8 protein-coding genes and 3 pseudogenes are annotated in these 12,304 nt (G+C 41.2%); 2 read left to right on the top strand and 9 right to left on the bottom strand.

Translation table 11 applies throughout. The features are described from left to right. The 6 genes and pseudogenes from QUA80_RS23030 to QUA80_RS23010 all read right to left on the bottom strand — a co-directional run. Positions 1-518: transposase (locus QUA80_RS23030; RefSeq protein WP_333427346.1), on the bottom strand; the 518-nt coding region annotated here is incomplete at its 3' end. 587 nt (positions 519-1,105) lie between these two features. Next, complete coding sequence (locus QUA80_RS23025) at positions 1,106-1,906, bottom strand: hypothetical protein (RefSeq protein ID WP_333427344.1); 801 nt, start codon at positions 1,904-1,906, stop codon at positions 1,106-1,108. Positions 1,907-2,383: 477 nt separating this feature from the next. After that, positions 2,384-4,303 carry a pentapeptide repeat-containing protein gene (locus tag QUA80_RS23020; RefSeq protein ID WP_333427343.1) on the bottom strand — a complete coding sequence of 640 codons (1,920 nt, stop codon included), beginning with the start codon at positions 4,301-4,303 and terminating at the stop codon, positions 2,384-2,386. Positions 4,304-4,432: 129 nt separating this feature from the next. Further along, the gene (locus QUA80_RS23015) at positions 4,433-4,750 is read right to left on the bottom strand and encodes a hypothetical protein (RefSeq protein ID WP_333427342.1); all 318 of its coding nucleotides are present in this window, start codon (positions 4,748-4,750) and stop codon (positions 4,433-4,435) included. Positions 4,751-5,483: 733 nt separating this feature from the next. After that, the gene (locus QUA80_RS33905) at positions 5,484-5,723 is read right to left on the bottom strand and encodes a hypothetical protein (RefSeq protein ID WP_445302279.1); all 240 of its coding nucleotides are present in this window, start codon (positions 5,721-5,723) and stop codon (positions 5,484-5,486) included. A gap of 1,081 nt (positions 5,724-6,804) precedes the next feature. Beyond that, a pseudogene (locus QUA80_RS23010) lies at positions 6,805-7,391 on the bottom strand (ISKra4-like element ISMiva1 family transposase); the annotation flags it as partial. Positions 7,392-7,475: 84 nt separating this feature from the next. Between QUA80_RS23010 and QUA80_RS23005 the strand changes: the two are divergent. After that, positions 7,476-8,493: pseudogene (locus tag QUA80_RS23005) on the top strand (IS4 family transposase). A 1,069-nt stretch (positions 8,494-9,562) separates the two neighbouring features. Here the strand turns inward: QUA80_RS23005 and QUA80_RS23000 are convergent. Further along, positions 9,563-10,309, bottom strand: a pseudogene (locus QUA80_RS23000) (IS1634 family transposase); the annotation flags it as partial. Between the two features lie 177 nt (positions 10,310-10,486). Between QUA80_RS23000 and QUA80_RS22995 the strand changes: the two are divergent. After that, a complete protein-coding gene (locus tag QUA80_RS22995) occupies positions 10,487-10,702 on the top strand; it encodes a hypothetical protein (RefSeq protein WP_333427341.1) in 216 nt (71 codons plus the stop codon). Here QUA80_RS22995 and QUA80_RS22990 read toward each other — a convergent pair. After that, positions 10,699-11,130, bottom strand: coding sequence for a hypothetical protein (locus QUA80_RS22990; RefSeq protein WP_333427340.1), 432 nt, complete (start codon positions 11,128-11,130; stop codon positions 10,699-10,701). The genes QUA80_RS22995 and QUA80_RS22990 overlap by 4 nt on opposite strands. Before the next feature lie 107 nt (positions 11,131-11,237). Beyond that, positions 11,238-12,194 carry a shikimate dehydrogenase gene (locus QUA80_RS22985; RefSeq protein WP_333427339.1) on the bottom strand — a complete coding sequence of 319 codons (957 nt, stop codon included), beginning with the start codon at positions 12,192-12,194 and terminating at the stop codon, positions 11,238-11,240. Between the last annotated feature and the right edge of the window lie 110 nt (positions 12,195-12,304).

The raw sequence follows: 12,304 nt of genomic DNA, 5'->3' as shown, positions 1-12,304 counted from the left end.
ATTGACACGGCGAGCCTTGGCTTACTTAAATATGGCTCTCCTTCCCGTAACTTCTCTTTGGGTTTATAGACTTCAAATATTAGCGGAAAAGTCATTCCCTCCACTAACCCATAGGCTGTGACTGCCACTATCCCATTCTCTATTTTTCCTAAATTTCCAATGTATTGTCGTTTCACATAGTCTGTGGTTTCTCCTTTTTTTCGACCGCCGGTCTCATCAATAATTAGTGTAATTTCTCGACCTGCCAATACTTGTAGTATTAGCTTTAATCTTGTTTGTCTTAGTTGCTCTACTTTCCAAGGCGATTCGGTTAGAAAATGTAATAAGCCTTGCTCGTTACTCAATCCGACTACACGCGCTATTGCTGGTAACGTTTTACGTTTAATATCGGAAATCATCCCGACATGGAGGTATTTAAACGCCTCAAAACTTCTTACTTCTGGAAATAGTGTTCTGTACCATTGACAGTAATCGTCCACGAATTTTATGGTCGATGCAGGTTTTCTTTCCGCAAACATAAGCCAGTTAACGGTTTGTGACACTTTTCTCTATTATTCTATCATAAGAGTGATGGAAGAGCGATAGACCATATAAAGATAGTCGCAAGCATAGCACAAAAGCTGACTACTAGCCACATGAATGTGAGTTTTGTCTTGATACTTAATTGCTTCAGTAATTGTATAGGATGTTTTTCGATCGGGACTTACGCATCGGGACTGGTGAAACCGGGTTTTTTACAAAATCAGGGGTCTACAACACCTCTTTTCGTAATAAAACCCGGTTTCTCAACAATGGTGCGTAAGTCCTATTGATATTCTTTAGCTTGTTTTTTACGCTATAAAAAGTTCAAAAATAATCTCTCACCATTGGTAGGAGCGCATTTCAGTCAGCCAAAGCTTTTATACTGACATATTTCTCATTTTATGAGTATAAAAGCACGTAAATATATTACCAAAAATTGGCATATTTTCCTGGTGTTTCGGGAAGAAAAGTAATTTTTATATCTGATAAAAAACTCAACATTTTCTGGAATTGGACGACAATTTATGCTGTGCTAAGCTTTTCTTAACAGGTGTAAAAATTACTTGAGAAATAACTCATTTGCTCAACCTATTTTAGGCTCATCATTTTTCAATAGCTCCTCACGCAGTCGATGGTACGACTTCTCTATAGATGACAAATCAATATCCGCACTAGATGTTCCGTTGTACTCAAAAGGATTGTCAAGATCGTAGACCAAAAACAACAAATACATGAATGACGTAAACAGAAAACCTGAAACAATAAAATTGGTATTAAAATCGTCGGTACGCGTTATTAACAAAGCACTGCTTGAGGCAATTATCAGAACATGCAGCAATCCATAGGCGGCTGCCAGAAAGTCGGTATCACGAATCCTTTGAATTCGATCGATCAGAAGACGAATCTTTGCCTGTTCACCTTGAAGGCGACTTATCGCAGGAATTTCGCAAAACTTTGAGAATTGAGCCAGTAATTGATTGAGGTTTGTCAGGGCATTCTGAACTCTGATGAATGGCTGACCCTGTTTCAAACAGAGTAGGACTGATTTGAGGATCTCAGCTAACCCTTCTGTAAGTAGGGTTGGGTCATAGTCGGGCTTACGGGCTGCAATGAACAAATTAGTATCTTGAATCGTTTCAACCGCATTCACAATCTGGCTTGGCATATCTTCACTGGTACGGTAATCATTCAGCGTCCCGTTCAGCATAAACGCCAAGATGAACGTTACCGCCGCTAACAGAGAACCTACCTGACTGTCGAACTTACCAAATTCCCACTGCATCTGATGAACGATCCATTTTGCCAAGCAAAATAGTGCTGTTAGCGGCAGAACTTTGAGTAAGATTGACCACTTTGACAGATCGGTAAATTTTCTGAGATTCATTGCGTTTATCCTTGATTAAAGATGTGTTTTTGGTGATGAACGAGTGCGATCGCTGACCTCTGCTAATTTTAGTATTAATGGAGAAGCCGATCGCGCTACGATTTAGATGGCATCCAGAGAGGGTCGTCCTACGCCAACATGATGGACGAACTCAACCGTGATTGCAAAGTCACACCTCGAACCACCGTTGCTCATTGCTAGAAGTTTTCCGGCATTTTTGTACACCGCGATTGAGACGCTGCAACTATGGTGGCGACATAACGCTTCAGAAACTTTTTCGGTAATCATCCCTAGTGTAGAGGATATTAAGAGCGAGGTTGCTATCTATTTTTTGTCGCGAGCAGCTTCAATGAAATGATTCCACGTCAACCCTCCCGCGCGATCGCATTTCAGTAAGCCAAAGCTTTTGTACTAAAGTGTTTCTCACCATTTTAGTACAAAACCAGACCTCAAGGTCACAAACAAACTGGCATCAATTTATTGATTTTTGACCCGATCTTCCGGAGACTGATACTTCGACCCATCAGGCATAATAGCGCCTTCAAGCAAAGCACCACTCAGCTCAGAAATGCTAACTTGAGCACCTTTGAGATTTGCACCGCTTAGGTAGGCACTATTCAAATTAGCACCGCTCAAACTAGCATTTTTCAAATTGACGCCGCTCATATTTGCGTTGCTCAAGTCCGCACAAATTAAATTAGCATCACTGAGGTTGGCATTGCTGAGATTAACCTGACTCAAGCGAGCAAAACTTAGCTTGGCATGGCTGAGATTAGTACCCGCAAGTTTAGCTTGACTGAGGTTAGCATTGTCGAGGTTGGCATGGCTCAAATTTGCATTACTGAGATCGGTATTACTCAAATTGGCTGCACTCAGATTGGAATGAGAGAGATTAATAGCTATTAACTCTGCATCAGTAGAATCCAAACCTCTGAGAGAAACACCATCTTCATTCAAATCTTGAAGTGCCAAAATTCTTGCATAGCTAACTTTTACACCGTGTGCTGCATCGATCGTACTCCAAGCTTGGTAGTGAAATTGCTTCCGGTGATCGGGAGCTTCCTTAATGAATAAAACTAAAGCAACGACAAGACTGAGAGCATCAGCACCCTCCAAAATCTTTCCTAGCAGAGAATTTTCCTCCGCGTTCACATAAATTATGATGAACAAAACGGCTGAAACAGCAGCAACTAACCAGGCTGGTTGTGTCCAAAAATTATCAATGAATTTTTCTAAAATTCCTTTGATAAATTCACCCAATCGCTCAACGAATGATTGACTTTGAAATTGCTGATAACTATCAGTTATTTTCAAAAGCATTTTTTGGATAATTTCACCATCCAACTGAATTCCTACTAAAGGTTTTTTCTCTTCCTCGGTTTGTGGTGCGATCGGCTTAGATTCGTTCAGTAATTGTGTCTTTGATTCTTTTGGCTGGTTGTGGGTAACTTCTTTTTCATCCGGGGCAACTTTTGCTGTAGAAACTACAACTGCGCCTTTTAACATCAAACCTGTAATTGCTCTGTAGGCATCTGTCCATGCCAGCTTGACTTCGGGAGTCCAATCTTCTTGGAGATACTGCTCAAAAGCCATCAGCAGTGCGTCTCCAACTGGACCGTAATACTTGGGAATTACCCCATAGCCGATGTGTCTGCCTCCCAAGGCCTTGAGAACTGGCTCTAAAGCTTCTGGAGAGCGGAGATTTTCTACTACCAATACCAAAGCATTTATGAGCTTTTTTTGTTGTTTTTCTATAGCGATATTGGCAAACAGCGGTTTAAATTCTGGGTGAGCGCTGAAGAGGTTTTCGTAGAATCTAGCGGCAAATTCATCAGCACGAGGTTTGATTTTCTCAAAACTGCTTTCCAGTATATATACGGCTAATTCCGGCTCTTTTTCAGGAATTAATTCTAGTTTGTGATTGGCCGGTACAGTCACCGATTTTTCTGGAATGATCTCTGTTTCTAATTTAATTTTTTCAGGTGAATAAACTACATCTGCGCCTTTTAACATCAAAGCAGTAATTGCTCTGTAGGCATCTGTCCACGCCAGCTTGACTTCAGGAGTCCAATCTTGCTGGAGAGACTGCTCAAAAGCACTTAATAGCGTGTCTCCAACTGGACCGTAATATTTGGGAATTACTCCATAACCGATGTGTCTGCCTCCCAGTGCGTTGAGAACTGGCCCTAAAGCCTCTGGAGAACGGAGATTTTCTACTACTAAAACTAAAGCACTTATGAGCTTTTTCTGTTGCTTTTCCATATCAGTTTTGGCAAACAGCGGTTTCAACTCGGGGTGAGTTTTAAACAATTTTTCGTAGAAGCTAGCGGCAAATTCATCAGCACGAGGTTTGATTTTCTCGAAACTTTGCTCTAAAATTTCAACATTGAAAGACATATTTTTTTCTCTTGAAAGTTGATGAATCTTTGTCTAAAGACAGGAATTTTTAACTATCCGGCTGTGATGAATGCTTTTGATAGAGTGTGGGAAACCTCAGATTTTCTTGGCTGACGCTAGGGCCAGACATTACAAACTAAAGTTTTCCAATTCTTGCCACAGGGTAGTCATAAACTCTTCTGCATCGGTGATGCCCATTTCTCCTAAAGCTTTCCACTCTTCACTGCTGTAATCTAAATCGAGTCCCATCACATCTTGAGTCCAGTAGGGCAAATTAGATGGGTTTTCCATTAGGTCACAGGTTATTTTTAAAATTTCTGTTCCCGTCATCTTTTTTCTAGCCTTTGTCGCCAAGCAAAAGGAGAGCAATTTTGCCAAATTACTTTCTGGTGGAATGGCTATTAGAAATGCCATATTTTGTGCTAGTACAAACTTGTCTAACTTCATTGGATATTTTCCTATTCCTAGTTTTAATGTACTCGCGCAAGTATTTTTGTTCGTTCAATCACACGCACAGGACTTAGGCTGCATAAGTAAAATTTTATACAATCTATAGCTGTCAAGTGCTTCAAGCGCACCATACAAGTATAGTCTGTGCATAAGTCCTAACCAATTTATATTACCTCAAAAAAATTTTTTTTATTCTCGCTCTCGAATTGTTACAATTGTTTGTCATACCAACCTTCTTGGTAGATTTTATTTGCATGAGAGTTGAGGTGGGGATTACAAGTGATAAAATTTTTTAGGTCGTATTTAATTGTGTTGTAAATAGCATCAAGGGACAAGTCGTTAGTATCGCAACCAAAGGAATTTTATATTTCCCACCAAGTTCTTCAATTCCAAGTAACGTAAAACTAATCAAACCAACAAATATACCTGTCCCATCCCGCATTTTTAACTAGCTGAAAAGGCAATAACACGCAGTAAATTAATCACAGTTGCTTGAGATTAATGGAATAAGCTAGGGGAAGGGACATTCTTAAAATGCGTTCGGAGTGTCGTAAATACTCCATCATACTCTTGACAGTAGTTTTCAGAAAAACTAGATGGCTGTAATTAATGCAAGACAGCGTTACCACGTTGATACTGCTGTTTTATAGTCCTGGACGCACGATTGTTTAGAAACGGGATTTTTTTACAAAAAGATGGATTGTAGATAATCTGGGTATACAACCCGGTTTCACTGGCCCCAATGCGTCCAGGACTGTTGTAGATAATCTGCTATCCAAAAGACTATCTGTAGCAGTGGATTATTGATTGTCTTTAGCTGCAAATATTGAGATAGAAACATCAATTTTTCTAGTTCGCTATTTACAGGTTCTGACCTAAGATACAATTTACACGGCACAAGTAAAGCAGCTACGAGACGCATGACTGCAATTCTTTTGACTCGATATTCTGATTCAATGTCGTTTATCATTGCCCCAATTTGCCAAAGCATATTACGGGTCATTGAGTAAATTTCCCGATAACCTACGACCTTCCCAAAATCCTTCGTAAGCGGTATTCGTTCATAAAACGAGTAATAAGCCTAAGAGGATGCTGGGAATAATACTTCGCAAAATAGGTTGGGATACAGGGAGTTTGTAACCCAAATTCGGCACCCCAACTGTCACATGGGGTGCGGGCGGGCTGTAAATTCTTGTTCGATTGTCTAGCGCGAGTCGATCTTTTGCAGTATAAATGCTTAAAAATCGAGCTGACAGACACGATAACTCATTTTTTGCTGGATGATTAAACACGATCGCCAGCTAGTCTTGTATCACAACTAGAAGATTTATTTGGAGAACAAAAATACCGTTGGAGTTGCCGTCAAGCTGACAAGAACACCTACAGATGAATCGAGCATTATTGGATGCTTATGCTCTCGCTCCTCGCGATGCGGAGCGCCCAAAACATACTCTGATTTTGTAAGTTATGCTGCGAAATATCGTGATTAATATCTGTCAATCTAGTAAATAATAACTGCGACAAGTATTTGGGAAAAATCTGAGAATCTCTAATCGCTCGTCAGTCTAATTGGAGATTTGTTTGACCGAGGATATTGTTAATAAATGAATTGTTTGAAAGCATTGAAATATCCACCGCCAGGTCGTCGTTCGGTTAATTGACCTAATTGATTTTTCAATTTCGCCTGTGACTGGATGAGGCGGGAGCGTAAATGTCTTTGTGCTCAGGTATAAACCAACAGACATCTACCCATAATTCAAGCCAGAGATTCTCTTGTTTCACTCGATTTGAGAAATACGCTATCTGTAAAGAATAAGGGGTCTTTGAGAAAACTCAACCCTCTTTCAACAGATTGCTGTTGTTTGTATGTACTCAGCATTTTGTCGGGTCTAATTAGTCGCTATCGAGTACATTTGTGGCGAGAATAAATCGTCCGGATTGTTTGAGTTCTCTCGCTACTGCCCGCTCGTCCAGTTCGGGTGCATCTCAGTTTTGCAAATACATCAAGCGGAAAGTTGACCATTGAGATAAGCACAGCGAAGAGAAAGGAATTAGGACACACTGTCCACATTCCACGCTCGCCCAGATAGTTTCACCCGCTCGCCCAATTCGTTTAATCGTTGATTCCACTGTTCCAGAACCGATAGAACTTAGGGATTCTTCTTTATAGTATCGGTAGTCAACTATTCGGCAGCGATGAGTTTCCAAATAATTGCAAAATGTTTTAAATGCTTTCTTTTTCAGGTCTTTAAATAAATCGATAACTTCATTAACTTGACCGCACCATAATAGACTTTCTGCTTGCTTTAATCGTCTCAATGACCCCGGCTTTGTAAAGATTTTTTTTTCAAAGAATACCAATCTAAAATCTCTCGTCTTTGTTCAGGAACTCCAATTTCTTGAAATAGGTTCCAAATCCCGGCATGACCATCTCCTATGCAATAAATAGGATGTAGTAATTTTTGACTATTAGTCCAGTCAATTAGAGCTTGATCGCTTTGAAAAAAAGCTCCACAATCAACATTATCTAAACAGAAAGCTTTATAATCTTTCCAATAACATGGCTTGCCTCTGTCCTCATTGCGTAGCCTGACTTTGCCCCATCTAATGTAATTTATTGCACTCCTTGTTTAGCAGAAGTGTTGAATGATAAGAAAAGATTGCTAAAATTGGCAGAGCCATGTATAACTGTGGACTTATAAATTATTAATAATCTACTAAAATGCTATTTTCTAACTTCCCCAAAATTGTCAAACGATATCTCGCCCATTTACCCAAAGATGATTATCCTGTTTTAGATAGCTTCACATTTGTCTCCTGCTGGCTAGGGTTTAGTTTTGACCAAAGTCTCGATACTATGCGTTCCCTATTTTCCCGTTTAAACAGTCGAGATATTTCCCTAGATATATCAACTTTTTCCAAGCGTCGTAAGCAGAGAGATATTGATGTTTGTGTAAAAATATTTGAAATATTGCAAGGGGTTCTAAAACGTCAATTAATCAGCTAAGATAGGATGAGTTTATTTTTGTTAGATTCAACGATAGTTACGTTAACAAGTAAATTACTATGGCAACAGGAATACCGTAAAATAAAATTATTTGCTGGAACGGACAATAAACGGGAAATAATTAATGGAGTACACATTCATTAAGGTTTTGGTCATGACAGTCTGTATGGAGATTAAACCATAGCAGCCACACCTCAAAATCGATTTTCTGTAATGGATAGAGGTTTTTATAGTTCTGAACGTGTTCAAGCATTGATGAAAAAATAAAATCAATATTTTGTACTACGAATTAAGAACAATTCTACTGTCAACATTAAGGAAAATGAAAGTTATGAAGTGTGGAGTGACAAACGAAAAGTTAAAGTAAGATTAGTGAGTTTTTTAGATTGAGAAACACGGACTGAATTTAGGTTTGTGACTAATTTGCCTGAATCAGGAGAATTAGCATATACCAATGAAGAAATAGGAGAATTTTATCGAAGACGATGGCAGATTAAATTGCTGTGTAAATTCTTAAAAATCATTGAAAATTAGCTCGTTTAATTACTAAAAATACCAAGGGCTTCAGATACAAATATATGCCTGTTTGATTTGTTATTTGTTGCTTCAGTTGGTTGAAGTTCCTGATGAACTTGGAAATAAACTATTAAACAAGTTACGCTATTTGCAGGCTTTTATGTGTGAGAAAGTCAGCTATATTTGCTGGTTTAAGGAACTTGTTTTTAGTTGCTGAAATCAGCAATTTATAGGATTCGTATGTCTATTTCATAATTCTATCAAATAAGCATTCAATACTTCTGCGCTCGGGTATTTACCTTGAATGCTTTACATTGTCAAAAATAGACGATCGTCGGCAATAGCCCAATCAAAAAATGATTATACGGTCGCACTTAAGGGAAATCAAAAAAACTGTTAAAACAATAGTCCGGACAAAATCTTGGGGGGTTTTAGCGACCCAAAGCCAGAGCCTTCATAACTGCGACCATTTTAATTAAAGTCTGCTCGGGAGCTAACAAGCAAATAAATCTGCGAATACTAGGATGACCGCCCTGTAAGGCTTACCGCCTCGTAAAAAAACTGTCCGGAGTATTGTTAAAAGCTGCCTTAAATGTTAGCGAGAATCACCAACCTCTCAGCGATAATCAAACAGTAGAGCTGAACCACAGTCGTCAGATAGTAAGAAAGGTCTCTGTATTTAATATTGCCTCTATGAATCCGGCTTAATTTAACTTGTCAGTGGAGCAATATTATCAGATTTATTCAAGTAGAAAAAGCGTAATTCGCGGTAAAAAAGATGACGAGCATCAATCTTATTATATCAGCAGCCACTCTGCAGATGCAGAAACATTTGCGTTAAAGAGCCGGGAAATTGGTTAATTTAAAATCTATTACATTGGGTGAAGGATGTAATATTTGAAGAAGATATATGGCCGAGATACGATTATAAAACGGTCAGTAATTTATCGATTTTAAGTACCTGTGCCCTCAATCTTTACCGATTATTCGGTTTTCGATCTGTAAAAGCCGGACAACGATGGTTGTTCTCCAGCTTATCCAAACTCATGATTATCTTCACTTAGCAAGGTATTTAACCAGTTAGCGAAGGCAATAATTTAAAATATTCGAGCGCCCAAACCGTTGAGCAGCAAAGCAAACGGTTAATTTTAATATTAAATAAAATCCCAGAATGAGCGATCGCAAAAATATTGGCGATCGCCAAGTATACTAATGTCCCATTCTCAAATTTTAGCGCAGCTAAAGTTTGAGAATGAAACCGCCCTGCCCCGCAGGGGGTAAGTTCCGGTTAAGGTAGCTGGTACTCTGGATACCCATCTTAACTGTGCCATTTGTTGCAGGTTCTCGGCAGTGTAGAGAGCCGCGTCCGCGACAAACAGCGCATCAACATCCCATTGCTGTTTGAATTCCAGAATCAGTTGGGCAAATACAGCGGAGTCGATTTCATTTCCATCACCCACTCTCAAGTACAAAGGGATATCTCCGTCCCCGCTGCACATGACTGTCTACCATGAATTGCTTTAAATCTGGGCGGTGGTCTCTGGAATAGCCGTGGGTGATGTGAATTGTACCTGGTTCTGCGGTGTTATCTTCACGGCTTTTGTAATCGCCATCGACGTGGAGGGAACTCGAATCTAGGTGCAGGCTGTGCAGGTCTACGCTAAAATGTCGTGCCGCCGACAGTGCCACTGTGACGAAGAGTTCTGTCAGACCAAAAGCGTACAATTTGTCCAAGACGCGCCCGAGCCTGTCATCATTTAAGTGTTCCGGTTTGATCCCTTCTCCCAATAAATGTTCTGTGGCGCGTGCCCACAAAAAAGTTTTCCAACAGGTACAGTGGGGCGCTGACTAAGCCCAACCCATTCAAAATCATCGCTTTGACTGCTTGACCGGGGGTGACGATTTCTTGTGGGTGAGTACCCAAAAGTCGATCGAGTTGTTCGACTAATCCCATGCGATCGCAGATGCCAGCAATTAGCTTTCAAGTGGTCAAGATCCTGTACTCTAATATCAGACGCTTCAATTTTGCTCATCTTTTAACAATACTCGATCTTTTCGATCGCACCTGCCGAATGTGGGATATATAGAAGACCCAAATCATTCAGCTAATTGATAAGAGAAGAACACGGGGATTGAAATCCCCGTGCCGCTTTGCACGAGCGGGCTGAAGCCACTGAGTTTCCCGCTTCCGGTATTGCTTTTATGAGAAATTGCCAGCCACTCAACAATCTCCTATCAATTCCGGTGTTACCGGAATGATGGGGAGTGGGGAGTGGGGAGTGGGGAAATGTATAATTATTGACCTTGACTTTATCATTCCCATCCAACCGGAAACGATATCAAATCTCAAACTGGATCGCGGTTTCACCGGCAGCCAACCCAAAATCTCTTTCTCAGCAATCTCAAATCTCGAAGAGTTTCGTTAGCGGCGAACCACGCCAGTAAAACCTGTAGCTTTAAATTGCTTGAGCTTCAAAGGTGTTCGTTGATTGGCGGCCACGGAAATTCTGAGCTGAAAATCGCTAACTCCGGGAGGAACTTCTTCTATAGAACCCAAGCGAGTCCGGTTTTGCATCACCGGATTGTCGTCAGCATCATAAATGCGGCCGAAAATATCGGCATTGACAACTGGTTTGCCCGTGCTATTTTCAGCTTTCCCAGTAATCAAAAAGCAGTTAGCTTCCATAGAACTGCCGCTGGTGACTGTTCCTTCTGCCATCTGGGCCGGACATTCGCGATAAGAAAGGTCGGAAAGTTTAATCTGCGTCAGAGCCCAAGCAGGTGGAGTGAATACCAAACTAAAAATTCCGATCAGGCAAGTAGCAAAAAAAAGGCTGATAGCTCGAAATTTCATAAATTGCAGCGCAAGTATATTTTAATTCTCAGCTTAGCGCGAATTCACGATCAAATTCCTAGTTATAGGAATTCTGAAAACTACAGCTACTTTTTTAAGCAATGGCATTAGTCGAGGCCTAAATGCTGTCGCAAGGCTTGGCGCATCACATCGACTGGGACGGATTCTTTGTTCAGCCAAATTTTTAAGGCTGCTGCTCCTTGTTGAACTAGCATGGGGAGTCCGTCAATAGTTCGCGCTCCGCGAAGCTGTGCATCTTTGAGAAACTGGGTAGGATTAGGGGTGTAAATTAAATCGTAGACGATCGCACCTGCTGAAATTCGATCGAGCTCACCAGCCGCAACCGGCGACTTTTCCCCCTGCGGATACATCCCCACAGGCGTCGTGTTCACCAGCAAATCTGCCTGCGAAATTAAATTTGACAAATTATCCCAAGTATGCACCTGCAAATTCTGCACCGGCATCGGACAATTGACCCAACTCTGCTGAAATTCCGCTAAATTTTGTTCGCTGCGGCCGACAACGTGAATCTGTGCACATCCCAATTGAGCGCATCCAGCCACAACAGCCCTCGCCGCCCCGCCATTCCCCAAAATTACCGCTACTTTCTGACTCCAATCGGAACCCCCCCTAGCCCCCCCTCGGTCAGGGGGGGGACAGGATTCGACAGCAGAAATCGCGTCTTTAGCCCCCCCTTGGTAAAGGGGGGTTGGGGGGGTTTGCAGCGGCGCGAGAAAGCCTTCAACGTCAGTATTTGTGCCGCACCAGCCTTTATCAGTCAGGTATACGGTATTGACTGCGCCGATCGCTCGGGCGATCGGGGAAACTTCCGACAGCAGCGGTAAAATTGCTTGTTTGTGCGGAATCGTGATGCTAAATCCCCGAACGCCGATCGCCGCAAATCCTGCAATAGCAGCTTTTAAATCGTCTGGTTTTACCGGAAACGGTAGGTAAACAAAATCGACTCCCAAATGGGAAATAGCAGCATTGTGCATCGCCGGCGACAGAGAATGTTCGACGGGATGACCAATTACTCCCAACAGTTTAGTAGTGCCTTTAATCATTTTTGTTAGTTGACAGTTGACTGTTGATGATTCGGCGATTGCAATCGCCGAGTGACGGAGATCGCTCTCAACCATCAACCATCAACTCTCAACCATCAACCATCAACTGT

The organism is Microcoleus sp. F4-D5, assembly GCF_036704885.1.
In the GTDB taxonomy this organism is placed as follows: domain Bacteria; phylum Cyanobacteriota; class Cyanobacteriia; order Cyanobacteriales; family Microcoleaceae; genus Microcoleus.
The sequence above is the reverse complement of the archived record's forward strand: the minus strand, read 5'-3'. Positions and strand labels throughout refer to the sequence as shown.